A 19,075-nucleotide genomic window follows, 5' to 3' on the forward strand; every position below is an offset into this window, starting at 1 on the left:
GGTGTCACTTCCCTTCCGTGACGTCGGCGTTGGTGTCGAGGGGGCGGGCTTGGCGGGCGAGGGTGAGCCAGCCGTCCGGGCCCTGCGTGCCGTGAATGTCGGCCAGGCCCGCGAGCAGGAACGCGTAGGCGCCTCGCTTCGGTGCGCGCGGCTGCGCGGTGCCGTTCTCCCACTTGGCGAACGTCTCCCGCCGGGTGCTCAGGGCCTCGGCCACCTCGACCTGCGTCAGACCCGCGGCCTTGCGCAGCCGCTCCCGCTCCGCCGGCTCCGGCAGGTCACCGCCGTCCCGGGCCCTGGCCAGCAGCGCGTCCACCGCCGCGAAAATCTCAGACATCACATACCTCCTATCCGGAAAGATAGCACAGAACACCGCTGTAAGCGCACATTTTTGATCGCACAGATATCTCACTAATGACCACATGTGGTGCTCATCGCCTCAGGCCGGGGCGGTTTCGGTACTGGGTGAGACCGCGGCGGGACACGCACGCCGGGCGCGGCTCGGTTTCGAGCAGCTGCGCCTGCTGGGCCGGGCCGGGGTCGCGTGGGCCGCGGAACTCGCCCTGGTGCGGCGGGAGACCGAGGAGGCGGCGCAGGGATGAGCGCGGGCGCCGAAACGGCCGGGGCCGCCACCGGATCGGTGGCGACCCCGGCCGTTTCGCGGTGGCCGGCGTGGTGCGCCGACGGGCGGGCCAGCGCTTGATCTCCGCCATCCACACCATGACGTGGTGGGTGACGGAGATCAGCGTCACCGAGCCGCCGACGAGCAGCGCCTTGGCGATCCGCCAGAGCAGCTTGAAGGTACGCAGCTTGGCGATGCCCCTGGCCGCGCTGGTCTTGACGGTGGAGGGGCTGGTGCCGTCCTCGGCGGCGACCTCGGCGGCGGGGCGGCCGTTGGCCTTGTGCTCGCGCACGTAGTGGCGGGTCTTCTCCGGGAGCTGGTCGAGGGCCCACTCCATCTGGTCGCGGTCCTCGACGCGGCGCAGCTGATCCTCACCGGCGGGATCGGGCTGCTCGGGGACCTCGACCCCGCCCGCGATCGGCAGAGACCTCTGCTGCTGGCAGATCCGCTCGGCAACCACCCGGTCGGCGACGGCGGACACGATCTTGTGGCGGTCCTGCTCGCGGTCGCCGTAGGTGCGCAGGATCCGGATGTACGTCTCCTGGGCGAGCTCCTCGGCCTCGGCGTGGCTGACGTTGCCCTTCCGCTGGATGCGCCGGGTCACCTGGCCGAAGGTGTCGGTGTAGAAGGCGCCGAAGGGCTTCTTCGACCTGTCCTGGGCTGCGGCCTCGGCGGGGTCGGCGGGTGCCGAGCGGGAGGGGCTCTCGGGGGCGGTGGTCACGGCTGGCTCCTGTCTTCGGGCCGATTTTCGGCCCTTCCCCCTGTTAGTGGGGTCCGGGAGGGCCCGCGGACGACACCGGAGGGCAGAAATCTTCCCGGCCCCCACACGCTGTGCGCGCGGCTTGCACTGCGGGCCCACCGCCGGGGCCGGTGCTATGGCCCGACGGGGCACTGATTGGCCGTCAGCGGGCCATACAGGCCAGGTGTACTGGCCGAGTGGGAGCAGCGGTTGCAGGCGAGGTTCCCGCCCGATCGGCAGTGGCCGGCGGAGCCGGGCCGGGCCGGGGCGGGCGGCCCGGCATTCGGGGCAGCCGGAGCGCGCAGGATTTGGTGCGGCACCTGCAGCAGAGTGAGGTCGGCGGCAAGCGCGTCCGCGGCGGTGGAGGTGGGTCCCTGCCGACGCCATCGGCACCCAGGCGGCACCGGTGGGAGGCTGGTGGTACAGCACGGATGGTGGTGAGTGCGGTGGACACAGCGGAGGTGCTGCACGTCGCGGCGGAGGTACTGCGGCAGCGCGCCAACGCGCGGCAGGCCGGGACTGGGACCGGGAACAGGACCTGGACCTGGACCTGGACCTGGACCTGGACCTGGACCAGCGGAGGATGGTCGACCAGGACGACGACAGCGGCCTGGTCCTCGCTGCCTACCGGCCGGGCGACGTCCGGCCCGGTGAACCGGTGAGCAGCGCGATCCTGGCGTGGTTCGCCTACCCGGAGAGCGTGGGCCGGCACACCCACGCCCGGGCGCTCGCGACGGCGTCCCACGCGGCGGCGCTCGACCCGCTGGCGGCGACCACGCTAGCCGCGCTGCTGGACGCGCTGGCCGGGTTCGCCGTCCAGGTCGACCGTCTGGGCGGCCAGGACGCGGCGGCACCCCTGCTGGGCCCGGCGCTGCAGTTCACCGACATCTACACCCACCGCGGCGAGTGACCGGTCGGGGCAGCGCAGCATCGGGGGATCCGATGGAGGTGCCTGGCCCATCGCGCGGGCGGCTGCCCCCTGCCGTCCGCTCACGGAACCGCCCCGGGCCGGTTCCGTGTCGGTGGCCGGGTCTTCGCCGGTGCAGGCGAATCGGCGAGCTCATCCGTGTCCGCCCGGCCGGGCGGCCGGAGGGGGCGTCAGTTTCTGTGGCCGAGAAGGACGGCGAGGGTGCGCCGTTCCGTCACTCCTCCTCGGCGACAGGTCCGGTGAGCGGGCGGTGTGTCAGCGCTGCGGGGTGGGGAGACGTCGTTGGAGGTAGAACTCGACAAACACCGCGACCTTCGCGCGCAGCGCCCAGGGATCAAACGGTTTGACGATGAAGTCGACGGCGCCGGCGGCGTAGCCGCGCATGGAGTATTCGGGGTCATTGCCGATGGCGGTGAGGAAGATGATCGGGATGTCGCGGGTGCGGGCGCGGCGTTTGATGTGGGCGGCGGTCTCGTAGCCGTCCATGACGGGCATCTGCACGTCGAGCAGGATGACGGCGAAGTCGTCGGACTCGAGCAGGGCGCGGAGGGCGTCGGGTCCGGAGGAGACGCTGATCATGTCGTAGCCGTGGACCCCGAGGACGGCTTCCAGGGCTAAAAGGTTGGCTCCCTGGTCGTCGACCAGCAGGATCTTGGGGTGGATGCCTGCAACCAGCGCGGGGGTGTCGAGGGGGTCGACGAGGCTGACGAGTTCGGGGGCGGGCAGCACGGTGCCCTGTTGTTGTTCAACTAGGACGAGTTGACGCTCGAGGAGTTCGCAGCGGGCTTCGGCAAGAACGGCTCGGCGGCGGGTCTCCTCGAGCTCGGCGGCCATCCTGGCGAGTCCTGCGGCGAGGGTGTTGCGCTCTTCCAGAATCGCGGCGTGGTCCGCAGCCGGTTCCGGGTGGAGGAAGAACTGGCTCTCGAGGCCCGTCTCCAGCTTCTTGAGTCGGTCGTCCAGGTCCGCGATGAGGTGGCGCGCGTCGCCGACGGCGTGGTCGAGCTGCTCTTCCTTCGCGGTGGTCTTGCGGGCCTCTTCGTCGGCGGCTTTCAACTGGCCTTCCAGCTGCTGGACGGCCTGGCTGATCGACGCGTTGGTGCGCAGGGCCGCTAAGTGCAGTTCCTTGATGCGGCTCAGCTCCATGTGGTCGACATGGATCCCGCGGTCGACGGCAACATGGCCGAGAAGGTCTGCGACGAACTTCCAGTGTGGGATGCGGCTGCCGGCAAGGTACCGGGAGAGCGTCCCGGGATTGATGAAGCATCGCGTCGCGTAGCGGCGCACCGTCACGTCCAGTTCGAGGAACAGCCCGCGCAACTCTTCGGCGAAAGCCCTGCATTCGCTGTTGAGGCCCGCATCCAGCGGTTGGAGCCCGCCCATCCCCACCCTTTCGGCCCGCCCCTTCCGGGCCGGCATGTCCCCCACCTCGGGTGCCCGTTCGAGCACCCGCCCCATGTTCTCGCGATCGTGTCCCGTCACGAGGGGGATCCCGGTTCGTCGTCTCCCGGCGCCGCGACGAGCCCGTCGAAGAACGGCACCGCTAAGCCGAACGCCCCGACCGCGTACAGGGCGCACAGCGCGGCGGGTGCACCCGCCAGGCGCGAGAGCACACCGGCACCGATTCCGGTGAGCACCGCCAACGTGAGAACCAGCGCCGACCTCATGGACAGCAGCGAATGCCGCACCCGGACCTCCATAACATGCCGGCCACCCGGGCCGGTCTCCATCCCATCGGCAGGACCGCCGAGTTGGCAGAAGCATGGCGGAGCCGAATCGCGTTGCGCGCCCCGCAACACATCGCAACGGAGGACGGCAACAAGCGGCAACGGCGATCACAGGGGGGCTCATGGCCGGTCACGTCGCCCCGCCCGGGTCGAACTCGTCGACCAGGATGCCGGTGCCCACCGCGGTGGACGCCTCGGAGACCGGCGCCGTCACCGCCGCCGACGGGCCCGGTGCCGTCAGCGCCCGCCACCACAGTGGACTGCCGGGCGGTGTCCGCTCAGCTGTCCGGCCGCAGATACTCGGCGAACCCTGTGACGGCCCGACGAGCGGTCTGATGCCGAGGGTCAATCCGCAGGCCCCGGCGCGCCCACTATCGGGGGCAGGTCTCGGACACCGGCGGAGGTAACCGGTACGTATGCCGCATGATCGCTCCCCGCCGCTCCTGGCGCCGCGCCTCGGCCGTCCTGGTCGCCCTGTCCGCCGCGCTGGTCCCGGCCGCCGTCCAGCCCGCGCAGGCCGCCACCGCACCGGCCGTTGCCCCCTATCGTGCGCTTCCCGAGCCGCCCGCGCTGTCCGTCGCACGCGACGAGTTGGCCGGCCTCACGGTGTCCGAGCCGCACTCCATGGACGGCTACAGCCGGGAGAAGTTCCCGCACTGGGCGACCCAGCCCGGGCAGTGCGACACCCGCGAGGTCGTCCTCGCCCGCGACGGCCAGGACGTCGTCCAGGACAGCGAGTGCCGCGCCGTCGCGGGCCTGTGGACCAGCCCGTACGACGACAGGTCGTTCACCGACGCCAAGCAGCTCGACATCGACCACGTCGTCCCCCTCGCCAACGCCTGGCGAAGCAAGTAGGCGGTGTTGCGTTGGCTGCATCGATGTCGCGCTGGTTGGGCACGGTGATGACCTGCTCGAAGGCGCGCGAGTAGTTTCTTGTTCGGATGGTGTTTGGGTTTCTGACCTTGGTTGATCACTATCCAACGCCACGATGTTGCACCTGATGCAATCGTGGGGTGGTCGTGGGGGCTATTGATGTGCCGGGGGCGTTCCGGTTGGTCATGCCGGGGAACGTACGGGCCCTGGACCCGGCGCCGGCGATGTTCGACGCGATGCTGCGCGGGTGGGAGAAACAGCAGCAGAGCAGGCTGCTGACGAAGAAGACGATCGGCGATCGGCTGAGCCTGGTACGGCGGTTCGCGTTGTTCACGGCGACGTACCCGTGGGAGTGGACCGCAGAGGACGTCGAGGAGTACTTCTCGCACCAGCTCTCGGGTGCCTCGCCGCTGGCGCACTCGACGGTGCGTGGGCAGCAGGGCGACCTGCAGATGTTCTGCGCGTTCATCACGGACGGCCGGTACGGCTGGGCGGCGGCCTGCGAGGAGGCGTTCGGCCAGGTCCCGGTGCAGGTGTGCCACGACTGGAACACCGCCGACCACGTCGCCGAGTACGAGGGCCGGCCCGGGCGGCGGGCGCTGACCTACGACGAGCTGCAGAACCTTTTCGACGCCGCCGACGACCTGGTCGAGCTCAAGCGCAGGAGCCGCCGCAAGGGAATGCTGGCCGCGTGGCGGGACGCCGTCATGATCAAGCAGGTCTACGCCTACGGCACCCGACGGCGCGAGACGGCCATGCTCGACCTGCCGGACCTGCGGCACAACCCGCGGGCGAAGCAGTACGGGCGCTTCGGCGCGCTGGAGGTGCGGTTCGGCAAGGCGTCGCGCGGCAGCCCGCCCAAGCGCCGTACGGTGCTCACGGTGCCGGAGGTCGACTGGATCGTCCCGGTCCTCGAAGAGTGGGTGGACGAGGTCCGCGCCGGTTTCTCCCCGGGCGGGCACCCGGCGCTGTGGGTGACCGAGCGGTGCGGCCGGATCAGCGTACGGCGCCTGGACGAGGTCTTCGCCGCGACTCGCGACCACGCCGGGCTGCCGGAAGAGCTGGAGCTGCACTGCCTGCGGCACACCTACATCACGCACCTGATCGAGTTCGGATACCCGGAGCGGTTCGTCCAGCAGCAGGTCGGCCACGTCTACGCGTCGACGACGGCGTTGTACACCTGGGTGTCGGACGAGTACCGCAACCGGCTGCTGGAGGCGTCGATGGCCCGACGCCTGGAGCGCACGAACACAGAGGGGTTGAAGCCGCGGTGATGAAGAGGATGGGCTTCGAGTGGAACCTGCGCCGGCTGATGGCCAGCCAGGACATGTACCAGACCACGGACTTGGTACCGAAGCTGGCCGAGTACGGGGTGCACCTGTCCCGCGAGCAGGTGTTCCGCCTGGTCACCCAGCCGCCGCAGCGGCTGTCGATGGACACCCTCGCCGCGCTCTGCGGCATCTTGGGCTGCACTCCGGGAGACCTGATCACGGTGAAGGAGGTCCGCCGCCAGGTCGCGAAGCCGGCGGCCTCGGGCGAGACCGTTTCCGCGGCCGAGGTACCGCCCGCGCGGCGGGTCCGGGTGCAACGCCCGGAGGGCCTGTGAGTGCCCGCCGGGCGGGGCCGCCGCCGGAGTGGGTGGAACTCGCCGACCGGATCACCGCGTTCCTGCCAGGCCTGTCCGGGGAGGCGGCAGCCCGGATCGTCGCCGGGATGACACCGTCCGCCCGCGGCCGCACCCGTGCTCACTTCATCCGCCACCCCGACGCCCTCGTCAGCGGGGCGTCGGACGCCCCGCGCTCCGTCCAGGCCCTGATCATCAGACTCGCCGAGGCCGAGGTTCCCGGCGTCCGGCAGCCGGCCTGCCTGCGCTGCGGGCGCGTCCGCCCGCTGCGGCGCGCGGTTCCCGGCGGCCGAGTCTGCCTCGGCTGCGAGGGCACCCTCGCCCAGCGCGGCAACGTCGGCCCCTGCACGGTCTGCGGCGAGGATCGCCCCCGACCCTCCCACCAGATCTGCGCCCGTTGCCGGCGCCTCCAGGTCGCCGCCACCCGGTCCTGTTCGGCCTGTGGGAAGTCCGCCCCGATGGACCCGTGCGTCACATGCCGCCCCAGGCCACTGGCGCCGTGCGCGCTGTGCGCCACCAGCGCGCCGGTGGACGCGCGCTGGCCGCTCGGCCCGGTCTGCAAAACCTGCTACCGCCAGGCCCGCCGTCACCCCGGCACCTGCCCGGCCTGCGAGAAGACCCGCGTGCTGATCGCCCGCCAGAACGGACCGCGGGTCTGCGGCCCGTGCGCCGGCCACCCCGATCCGTACGCCTGCCCCCGCTGCTCGAACCCACGCTCCTACAACGTCCGGGGTCTGTGCGACCGCTGCACCCTGCACGACCACCTCGCCGGGCTCTTCGACGGCCGGCCTGCGGGGCCAGAGGACCAGTACGCGCGGATGCGCTCCGCCCTGGCCGCATGCGACCGGCCGGCGACCGCGCTTAACTGGCTGCGCAACTCCGGTTCCGCCGCCCTCCTGACGAAAGTCCTCGCCGACGGGCGGAAGCTGACCCACGAGGACTTGGACGGCCTGGCGGCCGCCGAGGATCGCGACGGTGCACGGATGGTCGACTACCTGCGCGGCATCCTGCTCGCCCACCAGGCCCTGCCCGAACGCGACGAGCTCCCCGCCCGCATCGAACGTCACCTCGCCCGCGTCCTCCTCCGACGTCCCAAGCAGCACGCCGTGCTGCTGCGGGCCTACGTCCGCTGGTCGCTCCTGCCCCGCGCCCGCCGTCGAGAGCACCGCGACCACGCCTTCGCCAACCGGCTCAGCTGGGCCCAGCAGAGAATCAACACCGCCGCCGACTTCCTGGCCACCGTGGACAAGACCGGTATCGCCCTGGCCGAGGTCACCCAGCACGACCTCGACCGGTGGCTGACCGGTGGCCGCAGCACCCGCTACGAGGTCCGCGACTTCCTCCTCTGGACCGGCCGCCGCGGCCACAGCCGCGACCTCACTGTCCCGCTCCGGCCCCGGCCCGACCCCGTCGCCCTGGACGACGACTCCCACTGGGAGGTCCTCCACCAGTGCCTGACCGACACCGACCTGCCCCTGGACGTCCGCGCCGCCGGCGCGATCCTCCTGCTCTTCGGACAGGAGGTCACCCGGATCGCCGCGCTGCCCACCAACGCCGTGACCGTGCGGGCCAGCGAGACCGTCCTCGTCCTGGACCGCGTGCCCATCCGCCTGCCCGCCCCTCTGGCCCGGCTCCTGACCGACTTCGCCGACCGGCCGCGGCAACCGGGTTGGGCAGCCAACCACCCCAACCCCTGGCTCTTCCCCTCGACCGACCCCGGCCGACACGTCACCGGCGGTTCACTGGTCCGCCGCCTCACCGCCCACGGCATCCCCAGCCGCCCGGCCCGGGCCGCCGCCCTCGTACAGCTCGCCCAGGACATGCCCCCGGCCGTCCTCGCCCCCATGCTCGGCCTCAACCTCATCACCCTCACACGGTGGCGCGCTCGCGCGGCCACCGACTGGACCGCCTACCTCCAGGCCCGGAGCTCCGGCCGGTCCGCGTCAACGTGAGCGGCGGCGCGCCGACCGCCGGGTGACGGTACAACGACCGTCCCATTCTGGCCGGTAGCCCTTGCATCATGATCACCTCTGCATGGTGGCGCCGCAGCGCCACCACCGTCGCCGCACTCGCCCTCTCGCTGGTCCCCGTGGCAACTCCGGCCGCGGCAGCAGCGCCCGCCGCCGCTGTTGTCCAACACCGTCAGCTGCCCGAACCACCTCCTGCCGAGCAGGCCCGTGCCGAGCTGGACAAGCTGGTCGTCGAGGCCCCGCACTCCATGGAGGGGTACTCGCGGGACCGCTTCCCGCACTGGATCAAGCAGTACGACACCTGCGACACCCGCGAGGTCGTCCTCGCCCGCGACGGCCAGAACGTCGTCCAGGACGACCAATGCCGCGCCGTCTCCGGCACCTGGACCAGCCCCTACGACGACAAAACCTTCACCGACGCGAAGCAGCTGGACATCGACCACCTGGTCCCGTTGGCGGCGAGTTGGCGGGCGGGCGCCGACACCTGGACCACCGACAAGCGCAAGGCCTTCGCCAACGACCTGGAGCACTCGCAGCTGGTCGCGGTCTCCGCCGCCTCGAACAGGGCGAAGGCCGACAAGGGACCGGACCAGTGGCGGCCGCCGCTCAGGTCGTACTGGTGCACCTACTCCCGCGCCTGGACCGACATCAAGTACATCTACGGCCTCTCCACCACTCAGGCCGAGAAGAACGCGCTCACCGAGATGCTCGACACCTGCGCGTAGCGGACGTGATCGGCCTGCTCCGTCGGTCCGGTCCTACGACTGGGGCGCCCGCGTGGTCGCGATGGGCCGGACGGGGGCAATGCGGTGACCAGCATTCCAGGGGGCCACCGCAAGCAGTCAGGATGTGCGCGAACCATGGGGCTGCTTCCGGCCTCCTGCCCACGCCTTTGAACGATCGAGGACTCGCCATGCATTCGCCCCGCTCCACCCACCGTCGCCTCGGCGCCCTCGCCGCCGCGACGCTACTGCTCACTCTCGCGGGTACGGCACACGCGGCCGCGGCCGGCACCGCGAAACCGCGCGGCACCTCCGAGAACGCCAAGCGGGACGCCTCGCTCTCCGCACCCGCAGCTGCCGGCCCCTCCTGCCTGGATATCGGCAAGACCCGCAACAACGGCGACCGCGCTCACCTGTGGCAGTGCGGTCCCACCAACAACAACCAGTTCTTCGTGATCGCCGGCGGCATGGTCTACGTGGCCGACACGGTCGCCACCGCCCGGGAGATGTGCCTGGACGCCGGGAGTACCCGCAACAACGGTGACCAGGTCATCATCTGGCAGTGCGGCAGCACCAACGCCAACCAGAACTGGGTCATCCGCGACGGGCAGTTCGTCATCGCCGACACGCTCGGGACCAACCGCGAGATGTGCCTCGACATGGGCAAGACCCGCGGCAACGGCGCTCTGGTCCACCTCTGGCAGTGCGGCAGCACCAACTCCAACCAGCAGTGGGTTGTCCAGGGCGGCTCCATCGTGGCCGCAGACACCCTGTCCTAACGGCTCCGCGGCGCCGACGGGTACCACGAGCGCAGCCCTCTCCGCCTCCATCGACAGCAAGGCGGCCGGCCGGTCCGACACAGTGTCGCGTTGACCGGCCGCTTGGGATCGGTCGGTCGGAAGAACAGCGACAGTCCCGGTGGTGCAAGCCTGAGCGCCGCCCGCCCTTGGTGCCGGTGGGCGGGCGGGCCGGCGTGTCCGCGCTCACGGTCGCCGCTGCGTGCGCGGACGTCGTTCAGTCGGCCGTCACATCCCGGTCACGCCGGGGCGCACTGGTAGCCGGTGACGCTCTCCGGGGTCTCGGCGGTGCCCGACAGGAACGACGCGGGCGGCTGAGTGCATGTCACGGTCGTGCCCGACGAACGACCGGTGATGGTGAAGGTGCCCTGGATGGGGCCGGTCTCCGGTGCGCCGCCCGTCGGCGTGCAGTCATCGGCTCCGATCCACTGGCCCCCGCCGTCGGACGTGAGGAAGGAACAGAGGTAGCCGGGGGCCGCGGCCGGGGCGGCGGAGGCGCAGACGGCCGGAGCCAGCATCGAGGTCAGTGCCGCGGTCATCAGGGTGAGACCGGCCAGTGAAACGCGCTTGATCATTTGAGGTTCCCTTCAGGAGCGACCCGGTGGAATCCGGGTTGTCACTCGTTCCCGGGACCGGGCCCGACACAGCGCGCCGGTGGGCCGAGTCAACTCGCACGGCGGCCGCCCTGGCGGTGAAAGCTCCCCGATCGCCGCGTCTTCGTGGCCTGGCCCGGCCCCGACGCGGAGGCCGAGCCCGAGGGCGCCCGCGAGGCCGTCCTCGAAACCGCCTCATCGGGATCGGGCACGCAGACCGTCCGCCCGGCCTTCGGGAGCCCTGGCCCCTGCCGGCAACCGGGGCCTCGGGTGCGGGATCAGCGCCGGCGCGGTCGCGGGTGGGGGCGTGGGGACGGTCGCTCGTTGCGAGTCATCGTCCTCACGCCCTGTGGCGCCTCTTCGCACGGGGGCCGGCAGCGCCCCGACCAGAACGCCGTCCACAGCACACCGCACCGCCGGGGTAGCCGGTGCGCCGTTCGGCACCGGCTGGAGTACGGCCTGGTCGGCGCGCGTGACCACGGCCGGTTGCGGCAGGGTTCTTCGCCCTCACCCGGGCGCTCGTCGACGGCCCGGCACCGGGTCCGTCGAAGGCCGCCGGCAGGCAGCGGCGCGGGCACTGTGTCGTGGGGGCCTTCGTGCGGCGTGGACGCGACCTGGGGAGGGAATTCCGGTCGCAGTGCCGAAGGGATGTGGTGCAGGTGATGTCGGGCCGGGTTCGGGTTGCGGGGTTGGGGGCCGCGGTGGCGGCCGTTCTGGGATTGACGGGGGTTCAGGCACCGGCTGCTCAGGCGCAGGTGCGGGCCGTTCACAGGTACAAGCTGTTTGGTGTCGGCGCGCACACGTTCACGGTGCCGGCCGGGGTGATCACGGTGACGGCATGGGTGTGGGGTGCGGGCGCCGGGGGTGGCGGCGGAGCGGGTGGCGGGGGCGGCGGGGGCGGCGGCGGTGCGGGCGGCTCCCGTAATGGAGGCGTCGCCGGTGGAGGCGGGGGCGGTGCCGGCGGCGGGGGCGCCGGAGCCGCGGGCCAGACCGGGAACTACGTCAGGTGCGTGCTGTCGGTGACGCCCGGCCAGGTGCTGCCGCTCGCCGTCGGGAAGGGCGGCGCCGCCGGGGCGAAGGGCACCGGCGGAGCAGCCGGCAACGGTGGCGTGAGCCGCTTGGGGTCGAAGTTCGGGGCGGACGGCGGCGGGGGAAAAGCGGGCGCGGACGGGAAGCCCGGCGGTGCCGGCCAGGCCAGCTCGGTCGGCGGTCTCGTTGTCGCCAGCGGCGGGCAGGGCGCTTCGGGCGGCGGCAAGGGCGGCAAGCCCGGCGGTGGCGGCAGTGGCGGAGGTGCGGGCGGCGGGGGCGGAAAGGGCGGTGCCGGCGGGGTGGCGGCGACGGCCAGGCCCGTCGCCGGGAAGTGCAACGCCGCAGTCGTTCCGGCCACAGCCGCTCTCGGCAATGCCGGCGCATCCGGAGGCGACGGCGGAAACGGAGGCAGCCACCAGTCCGCCCCTTCAGGCGCGTTCGACTTGGGCGGTGCGGGAGGAACGTCCGCTGAGGGAGGAGCGGCGAAGGCGGCGCAGGCCTCGGTGCAGGTCAGGATTCCCCACGCCAAGTGCAGGACTCTCAACAGCGTGTGCTCGGCGGGCCGCGGCGGAGGCGGGGGCGACGGTGGCGACAGCAACGGCGACCGAACAGCCTACGGTGCAGCGGTCGATCGTTTTGGCGGTCAGGGGAGTGGTGCCAACGGCCTCTCCGGTGACCCCGGGGAAGACGGAGCAGCCGGGCACAACGGGCTGATCGTCCTCACCTGGTGACACAACCCGCCCTGTCGATCCGATTTCGTCCCCGGACGGCCGCGACGGCCACTGCCGACCGAGCCTGCTGTGTAACGATGCCCGGCCGGAACCGTTGGCCCGAGCCTCACGGCGGGGAATACCGCACCTCCGCAATGACGCTCCCCGCCAGTCGGAGCGGACCTGTGGGACACCAAAACCCGCAAGGCCTTCGCCAACGACCTCTCCGAACCCCAGCTGGTCGCCGTCTCCGCCGTGAGCAACCGGTCCAAGGCCGACAAGGGCCCCGACGCGTGGAAGCCCCCGCTGCACTCCTTCTGGTGCACCTACTCACGGGCATGGATCGAGGTGAAGAGCCACTACCGGCTCAACATCACCGCCACCGAGAAGCAGGCCCTGACCGAAATGCTCGACACCTGCAACCAGTAACAACCGAGCGAGCAGCAGACGCTGACGTTCCGAAGGCCGCCCGAATCCCGCCGCCCCAACCGGGGCGACACCGGCTGCGCACGCCGGCTTGCGCCCTGATCCTGGGAGCCATGACGTCGTGGGCGCTGCCCGAGCCGATGCTCACCGAGCCGGTGAGCAGCCCCGACCTGCCCGCCGGCTGGGCGGCGGAGCCGAAATGGGACGGGTACCGGGCGCAGCTGGCGACCGGTCAGGGCGGTCGGGTGGTGCTGCGGTCGCGGCGCGGCGCGCAGATGGCGGCGGCGTTCCCGGAGATCGTGCGGGCCGCCCGGCAGTTGGATGAGGGGTGCGCGCTGGACGGTGAGCTGGTGGTGTGGGAGGGCGGGCGGTTGGCGTTTGAGCGGCTGCGGCACCGGCTCGCCTCGCGCGGGGCGCGGGCGGAGCAGGCCGCGAAGGAGTGGCCGGCGCACTACGTCGCCTTCGATCTCCTGCACGACGGCGAGGAGGACCTGACCGGGTGGCCGTACTGGCGGCGCAGGGCCGCGCTGGAAGGGCTGTTCGCCGCTCTGCCGGCGGCGGGGCCGCTGGCGCTGTGCCCGTCGACGACCGAGCCAGCGGTGGCGGACGAGTGGCTCGGGTGGACTGCGGCCGGGCTGGAGGGCCTGTGCTTCAAGCGATCGGACGAGCGGTACCTGCCGGGCCGACGGGCCTGGCGGAAGTACAAGGTCCGCACGACCGCCGAGACCATCATCGGCGCGGTCACCGGCAGCATCGCGGCACCGGGCACGGTGCTGCTCGGCCGCCGGGACCCGGACGGACACCTGCGCTACGTCGGCCGCACCATCACCCTGAACCCGGTCCTGGCCCGCGACGTCGGCGGCTGGCTGACGCCCGCCCAGGCCAGGCACCCCTGGACCGGGTGGACGTTCTCCGCCAGCTGGGGCGGCCGCGAGACCCTCGACGTCCGCCTCGTCGATCCCGAGGTGGTGCTGGAGATCTCCGCCGACACCGCCCGCGACAGCACCAGGCGCTGGCGCCACCCCGTCCGCGCTTACCGCGTCCGCACCGACCTCGCACCGGGCGACCTACCGCCGCCCTGACCCGGCCAAGCACGGCGGGGGCTCGCGCCGCTGCCCGGGGCCGGGCGGCCGGGCGCTGCTTCGCCGGCTGCTGAGGTGGGACGGGGTCGCCCGTCGCAGCGCTTAACCAGTCGCGCCACTCCGGGTGACGCAGCATCAGCGGTGCCGCCCCCTCGGACACGGACGCGGCGTCGCTTTCGTGTAAGCAGACGGCCGTGCGGCCGTATTCGCCCGAGCAGCGGAGACGCTGCGGCGGACGGCCGGTGCCGGCGGCCAAGGCCCGTCCTGCGATCGCACGTGGAGGTGCTGGAGCAAGTAGTAATAGTAGTGCTCGGATTGCGATCAGCGTCGTGGGTACAGTGCTGGACGCCGCGCCGATGTCCCCATCGTGCTGGCCGGCCGTCACCGGTCGACCCCGGCGGCCTCTCAAGAACCCCGAGCTGCACCGAAGGCCCTGTCTTGGTGCCTGGACAGACCGAAGGTCGCCCGGCCGAGCCGCCGTGTTCTACCCATGCTCACCGAGATTGGTACGGCAACGGCGTCTGGCACCCTGTTACGCCCGCGATTCGGTCCAGGTCTGTCCCCGGCTGCCCGTCGGGTCCCACTGGATGGCGTGGGCGCCGTTGTCGGTGCTGCTCGACCCGATCGCCAGGTCCTTGCCGCTGCCGTTGACGATCTCTGATCCGATGCGGTACCACTCCTGTCCGGGGCTGTTGTCGAGGCAGTCCCACTGGATGGCGTGGGCGCCGTTGTCGGGGCTGCTCGACCCGATCGCCAGACACTTGCCGCTGTGGTTGTTGACGATGTGGTCTCCGCTGAAGTACCACACCTGTCCGGGGCTGTTGGCGAGGCAGTCCCACTGGATGGCGTGGGCGCCGTTGTCGGTGCTGCTCGACCCGATCGCCAGACACTTGCCGCTGCCGTTGACGATCCTGTAGAGGGTGGCGTCCGGCATGAGGCCCGACTCCGACTCCTGTGCACGGGCGAACTGTGCGGGGGTGAGCCGCTTGGCCGCCGAGCCGACGTCCGCGCGCGAGTCCGGCTGGGCAGTGGCGTTCGGGGCACCGTAGGCGGGGGCCGTCACCGCGCAGAGCAGGACGGCGACCGCGGCGCCGAGGGACCTGGAGATACGAGACATTGTTGTCCTTTCCCTATCAACGTCTGGAATTGGGATGATGAGAAGGCCGACTCCGGCCTGTTCGACTGTCAGCAGGCCCAGGTGCAGGAGCGGATGAAGACGCCGGCCCCGCCGTCCGGTGTGGTTCGCGTCGGGAATGGTGGCCACCGGCGCGCCGAGGTGCCGTGGTTGCAGATGGACTGCACTCGGGTGGTGGACGACCAGCCGCACACCAGCGAGCCCGCCTGCCAGTCGGCGTCGTCAGCCGACCAGTCGCACCGGAAGCCGGTGCCGTTGACCAGGACACTTGCGGCCGCGACCCCGACGCAGACCGCGAACATCCGGATCCGACTGCACCACGCCCCCCACCGGCATTTGTTCCCCCTCGAAGGCCCTTGCACCGCCGCAGATTGAGGCGATGCGGCCACAACCTACGAGACTGGGCAGGGGCATGACAGGGCGCACGAAGGGTGTTCGTGCACCTAGGACAGCGCGACGGCGCACGTTGTGCCGGTCGGCCGGTGCGACTGTGCAGCGTGCCTACTTGTGTGCGACGGCTCTGCGGGGCTCTCCGGATATCCGGGGCGCGTGACTGGTCCCTCGGCGGGGCGTAGCACGAGCAGCACCGACCGTCTCCAGGTACGGTCAACGGATTCTGGCTCGACCGCTGGAATCGACCTCGCCCAGCAACTCCTCACCGGCCTCGACCTGCGCGCCACCACCCTCGCCGTCCACACCGCCCAACTCCTGCGCGACGCCGGTGCCGACCGCATCGACGACCGCATCGAAACGCTGCGCGCCGACGCCCGCGCCTCCGGCATCACCGTCGCGCAGGCCGCCGCCGCCTTCCACCACGCCATCCGCCGCGACGACGCCGGACACACCGCCGCCGTCGCCCGCCTGCGCGACCTCGCCCGCGCCGGCGACTACGCCTACTACACCGACATCGCCCACTACATGGCCGACCAGGACCCCGACATCCCCCCGGCCGCCCGCTGGAGCGACGACGAGCAGACCGTCCGAACCCGCTGGCGCACCCTGGTCACCGACCGGCGGGCCAGCCTCCCGCAGCTGTGAGCACCGACCGCGCGTCACATGCGCACATGACGCGTCGCCTGACTCCCGCCGGCGCGCAGAACCGGATATCCCCGGGGTTCTCCCTCTCAGGTTCTCGGCGGAGGCGGATTCCGCCGGTCTCTCCAGTGGGCGAACAGTTCCGGCCAGTGCCACCGGGCGACATGGAAGAGCGCCCACCTCCGATCCGGCAGGTCGTCGCCCAGGTCCTCCAACGCGAGCCGCACCGCAAGGTCCAGCCATCGGGAGGAGTACTTGTCCCCGATCAGCTCTCGGAGTCCGTCCGGCGTCTGCGGCGGCTTCTCCCCGGGGTCCCAGTGCGCGGTCAGGAACTCCTCGGCCGTCAGCGGCCGGGACAGCAGCACGGGCACGGCCAGGTCCACGAAGTCGCGGTGCTTCGCCTCGTACTCGCTCATGTCCGCCGGGCGGGTTCGTGGGGGTCCGTCAGTTCCAGCCGGAGTCGGATACAGGGCGGAGACCGCCCCCATACGTGTCACCGAACAGGCCTCCCCAATGGGTGTCACCGTTCGACGTGGCACCGCCCCAGCTGCTGTCGGATGCCAGCGTGCCCCAGCACACTTCCCCCGTCGGCATGACGCCGCCCCGCGTACTGTCGGTCCGGTAGCCCCAGATGCTGTCGGTGCGCCGCATGGTGTGCCTCGTTCCTGTGGTGCTGGTGGGTCGTGTGCAGGCGACCGTAGACCCGATGTGACCTGATGTCACCCCCCCCTTTGACCGGACGGATCTCCCAGGTGGCCGCCCGCAGTCGGCGGGGCGAGGCTCGACACCATGGCGATCATCGTGCTGTTCGAGGTCCGGCCCGACCGGGATACCGGGCTGGACGGCACCGGGCCGGTCGTGACCGCCGTGCACGTCGCCGGATCCGACCCGGACGTACCCGAGGACCCGCTGCCCGCCACGCTCTGCGGCCGCGATACCGCGCCCATGGAGCACGCCCACTACCAGCGCACCGCCCCCGGACAACCCTGGTACCCGCCCGCGTTCGCCACCGTCCGGTGCCCGGAGTGCGAGCGGGCGCTGCGCGGGCTGTAGGAGCGGGTGGTCGTGGTGTCGGAGGCGGCGAAGGTGTTGGAGTGGCGGGCGGCGGCCGCGGACGAGCCCGGGACGCGGTGGATGGTCGATCAGGGCGACGACGGTGCGCTGGTGCTCGCGTCCTACTGTCCCGAGGACGCAGTCCCCGGCGAGCTGGTGAGCACTGGCACCGTGGCCGTGTACGCCTACGCCGACCACCCCGATCGGTACGCCCCCGAGGGGGGCGCTCGCGGCTGCCGCGCACTGCGCCGGCTTCGACCCGGTCACCGCACTGGCTCTCGCCGCCTGGCTTCGGACCACCGCCGGCTTCGCCGACTGCGCCGAGGAACTCGGCGGCCTGGCCGGATTCGGGTTCCTGCGCGCAGGACTCCCTCGGGCTGGTGCCAGCCTCCGCGCCGCGCAGCCCGGGGTCCGGTCTTTCCGTCTCCCGACCGGGGGGTTCGCTGCAGGCCTCGGCCGGGGGCGGGATGGGACGCCGATGCCCGGGCCGTGGGCCCGGGCATCCCTCCTGGTGGTGCGGGTGTCGGTTATTGGGTGACGGTGGGGATCTTGGCCGTGAGGGCGGTGGGGACGTTGACCACGTCGCCGAGGCTGAGCTTGCCCGGGCCGAAATCGGTGGCGGCCAGGGCCTTCTTGCTGCCGTTGTTGACGCTCTGCCAGACGGTGGTGCTGTCGGGCGACAGGAGCAGGGTGCCGTCCGCCGGGGCGGTCCTGGCGACGGCGGTGGCCTCCCAGGCCCCGGGAACGGGGGTGATCGGGCGCTTGTCGTAGCCGAGGCCGGTGTAGTCGGCGTAGGTGAGCGGGACGGCCATGCCGCCGGCCATCACGTAGACGCTCGGGTCGGCACCGGAGGCGTCCTTGACGACGGAGCCGTTGGCCACCTGGCGGGCGGCGGTCGCCTTGAGCCATTCGCCGGGCACGCCCATCAGGGTGCGGGTGTTGTAGCCGTCGGCAGTCCACTCGGCACCGGAAATGTGCAGGGCGGCGCCGCCAGCCATCACGTAGCGGTTGCTGTCGGCGCCGGACTGGTCCATCAGCACGATGCCGTTGGAGGGGGTCTTCGCGGCGGCGGCCTTCAGCCAGTCGGTCGGGACGCCCATCAGGGTGCGGGTGTTGTAGCCGTCGGCGGTCCACTCGGCACCGGAAATGTGCAGGGCGGCGCCGTCGACCATGACGTAGCGGTTGTTGTCGGCGCCGGACTGGTCCATCACCACCAGGCCGGTGGGCAGGGTGCCGGCGGCGGCGTTCGCGAGCCAGGAGGTGGGCACGCCCATGTCGGGGCGGGTGTTGTAGCCGTCGGAGGTCCAGTCGGTGCCGGAGATCGGCAGGGCGGCGCCGGTGACGACCACGTAGCGGGCGGCGCCGCCGGCCTGGTCGTGGACCACGGTCCCGGCCGGCGGCGCGGTGGGCAGGCTGTTGAATGCCGCGTCGTCGATGGTGACGACGCTGCCCAGGTTGTAGCCGTCAGGGGTGACGTCGGAGCCGGCGACCGCCAGGCCCGCGCCGCCGATCAGCACCTTGACGGCGGGGCCGGTGGGCGACTTGACCAGCGTGCCGCTGGGCAGCGAGGACGGGGCGGGGTAGGTGGCGGTGGTCGGGTAGGGGACGGCATGGTCGCTGCCCAGGCCGGCGAGCGGGCCGCAGGTGGGCCAGGCGTTCTGCCCCTGGGCGGCGAGGACCTTCTCGGCGGTCAGGATCTGCTGCTGCTTGGTGGCCTGGTGGGGGTACTGCGCGTACTGGCTGCCGCCGTAGGCGAGCCAGGTGCTCTCGGAGAACTGGAGGCCGCCGTAGTATCCGTTGCCGGTGTTGATCGACCAGTTGCCGCTGCTCTCGCACTGGGCGACCTTGTCCCAGGTGGAGACCGAGGCTGCGAATGCCTGGCCGCCGGCGGCCAGCGGGGTGGCGAGGGCGAGCAGTGCGGTCGCGGCGATGACGAGTGCGGACTTCTTAGTACGGGTGGCGGCGGTCATGGCGGGTTCCCCCTGGGCGGCGGCGGTCGGTCTGCGGTCGGGTGCC

20 protein-coding genes are annotated in these 19,075 nt (G+C 71.8%); 12 read left to right on the forward strand and 8 right to left on the reverse strand.

All coding sequences use genetic code 11. The features are described from left to right. Positions 1–4: 4 nt before the first annotated feature. The gene (locus tag ACIQF6_RS33690) at positions 5–334 is read right to left on the reverse strand and encodes a helix-turn-helix transcriptional regulator (protein WP_400901989.1); all 330 of its coding nucleotides are present in this window, start codon (positions 332–334) and stop codon (positions 5–7) included. A 94-nt stretch (positions 335–428) separates the two neighbouring features. Further along, entirely contained in the window at positions 429–1,340 is a 912-nt protein-coding gene (locus tag ACIQF6_RS33695) for an RNA polymerase sigma factor (RefSeq protein ID WP_400901990.1), read from the reverse strand. 601 nt (positions 1,341–1,941) lie between these two features. Here ACIQF6_RS33695 and ACIQF6_RS33700 point away from each other — a divergent pair. Then, positions 1,942–2,268: a hypothetical protein gene (locus ACIQF6_RS33700; RefSeq protein ID WP_400901991.1), complete on the forward strand. Its 327-nt coding sequence runs from the start codon at positions 1,942–1,944 to the stop codon at positions 2,266–2,268. Between the two features lie 273 nt (positions 2,269–2,541). Here ACIQF6_RS33700 and ACIQF6_RS33705 read toward each other — a convergent pair whose 3' ends face one another. Next, complete coding sequence (locus tag ACIQF6_RS33705) at positions 2,542–3,765, reverse strand: response regulator (protein WP_400901992.1); 1,224 nt, start codon at positions 3,763–3,765, stop codon at positions 2,542–2,544. Further along, positions 3,762–3,971: a hypothetical protein gene (locus ACIQF6_RS33710; protein ID WP_400901993.1), complete on the reverse strand. Its 210-nt coding sequence runs from the start codon at positions 3,969–3,971 to the stop codon at positions 3,762–3,764. The genes ACIQF6_RS33705 and ACIQF6_RS33710 overlap by 4 nt, the downstream gene beginning before the upstream one ends. Positions 3,972–4,433: 462 nt before the next feature. On the opposite strand from ACIQF6_RS33710, the gene ACIQF6_RS33715 reads away from it, so the two are divergent. The 6 genes from ACIQF6_RS33715 (at position 4,434) to ACIQF6_RS33740 (ending at position 9,978) form a co-directional block, all read left to right on the forward strand. Beyond that, a complete protein-coding gene (locus ACIQF6_RS33715) occupies positions 4,434–4,865 on the forward strand; it encodes a hypothetical protein (protein WP_400901994.1) in 432 nt (143 codons plus the stop codon). Positions 4,866–5,068: 203 nt separating this feature from the next. Beyond that, positions 5,069–6,157, forward strand: coding sequence for a tyrosine-type recombinase/integrase (locus ACIQF6_RS33720; RefSeq protein ID WP_400901995.1), 1,089 nt, complete (start codon positions 5,069–5,071; stop codon positions 6,155–6,157). Next, positions 6,154–6,489: a helix-turn-helix domain-containing protein gene (locus tag ACIQF6_RS33725; protein ID WP_400901996.1), complete on the forward strand. Its 336-nt coding sequence runs from the start codon at positions 6,154–6,156 to the stop codon at positions 6,487–6,489. The genes ACIQF6_RS33720 and ACIQF6_RS33725 overlap by 4 nt, the downstream gene beginning before the upstream one ends. After that, complete coding sequence (locus tag ACIQF6_RS33730; protein WP_400901997.1) at positions 6,486–8,459, forward strand: hypothetical protein; 1,974 nt, start codon at positions 6,486–6,488, stop codon at positions 8,457–8,459. Before ACIQF6_RS33725 ends, ACIQF6_RS33730 begins: the two co-directional genes overlap by 4 nt. A gap of 68 nt (positions 8,460–8,527) precedes the next feature. Beyond that, on the forward strand, positions 8,528–9,202 hold the full coding sequence (locus ACIQF6_RS33735; RefSeq protein ID WP_400901999.1) for a DUF1524 domain-containing protein: 675 nt from the start codon (positions 8,528–8,530) through the stop codon (positions 9,200–9,202). Positions 9,203–9,390: 188 nt separating this feature from the next. Beyond that, positions 9,391–9,978 (forward strand): RICIN domain-containing protein, encoded by a 588-nt coding sequence (locus tag ACIQF6_RS33740; RefSeq protein ID WP_400902001.1) that lies wholly within the window; start codon positions 9,391–9,393, stop codon positions 9,976–9,978. A gap of 257 nt (positions 9,979–10,235) precedes the next feature. Here the strand turns inward: ACIQF6_RS33740 and ACIQF6_RS33745 are convergent, their stop codons facing one another. Further along, on the reverse strand, positions 10,236–10,571 hold the full coding sequence (locus ACIQF6_RS33745) for a hypothetical protein (RefSeq protein ID WP_400902003.1): 336 nt from the start codon (positions 10,569–10,571) through the stop codon (positions 10,236–10,238). 1,028 nt (positions 10,572–11,599) lie between these two features. Between ACIQF6_RS33745 and ACIQF6_RS33750 the strand changes: the two genes are divergently transcribed. The 3 genes from ACIQF6_RS33750 (at position 11,600) to ACIQF6_RS33760 (ending at position 13,836) form a co-directional block, all read left to right on the forward strand. Next, positions 11,600–12,349 (forward strand): hypothetical protein, encoded by a 750-nt coding sequence (locus tag ACIQF6_RS33750; RefSeq protein ID WP_400902005.1) that lies wholly within the window; start codon positions 11,600–11,602, stop codon positions 12,347–12,349. 234 nt (positions 12,350–12,583) lie between these two features. After that, positions 12,584–12,757 carry a hypothetical protein gene (locus ACIQF6_RS33755; protein ID WP_400902007.1) on the forward strand — a complete coding sequence of 58 codons (174 nt, stop codon included), beginning with the start codon at positions 12,584–12,586 and terminating at the stop codon, positions 12,755–12,757. A gap of 110 nt (positions 12,758–12,867) precedes the next feature. Next, the gene (locus tag ACIQF6_RS33760) at positions 12,868–13,836 is read left to right on the forward strand and encodes an ATP-dependent DNA ligase (RefSeq protein ID WP_400902009.1); all 969 of its coding nucleotides are present in this window, start codon (positions 12,868–12,870) and stop codon (positions 13,834–13,836) included. 532 nt (positions 13,837–14,368) lie between these two features. Here the strand turns inward: ACIQF6_RS33760 and ACIQF6_RS33765 are convergent. Then, positions 14,369–14,953 (reverse strand): RICIN domain-containing protein, encoded by a 585-nt coding sequence (locus tag ACIQF6_RS33765; protein ID WP_400902011.1) that lies wholly within the window; start codon positions 14,951–14,953, stop codon positions 14,369–14,371. Between the two features lie 567 nt (positions 14,954–15,520). On the opposite strand from ACIQF6_RS33765, the gene ACIQF6_RS33770 reads away from it, so the two are divergent. Next, positions 15,521–16,009: a hypothetical protein gene (locus ACIQF6_RS33770; RefSeq protein ID WP_400902013.1), complete on the forward strand. Its 489-nt coding sequence runs from the start codon at positions 15,521–15,523 to the stop codon at positions 16,007–16,009. Between the two features lie 86 nt (positions 16,010–16,095). On the opposite strand, the gene ACIQF6_RS33775 is transcribed toward ACIQF6_RS33770, so the two are convergent. Continuing rightward, positions 16,096–16,422: a hypothetical protein gene (locus ACIQF6_RS33775; protein ID WP_400902015.1), complete on the reverse strand. Its 327-nt coding sequence runs from the start codon at positions 16,420–16,422 to the stop codon at positions 16,096–16,098. Between the two features lie 373 nt (positions 16,423–16,795). On the opposite strand from ACIQF6_RS33775, the gene ACIQF6_RS33780 reads away from it, so the two are divergent. Beyond that, entirely contained in the window at positions 16,796–17,059 is a 264-nt protein-coding gene (locus tag ACIQF6_RS33780) for a hypothetical protein (RefSeq protein WP_400902017.1), read from the forward strand. A gap of 527 nt (positions 17,060–17,586) precedes the next feature. On the opposite strand, the gene ACIQF6_RS33785 is transcribed toward ACIQF6_RS33780, so the two are convergent. Next, positions 17,587–19,029 (reverse strand): transglycosylase family protein, encoded by a 1,443-nt coding sequence (locus ACIQF6_RS33785; RefSeq protein WP_400902019.1) that lies wholly within the window; start codon positions 19,027–19,029, stop codon positions 17,587–17,589. Positions 19,030–19,075 lie beyond the last annotated feature (46 nt).

Origin of the sequence: Kitasatospora sp. NPDC092948 (assembly GCF_044754805.1) — a bacterium.
GTDB lineage: Bacteria > Actinomycetota > Actinomycetes > Streptomycetales > Streptomycetaceae > Kitasatospora.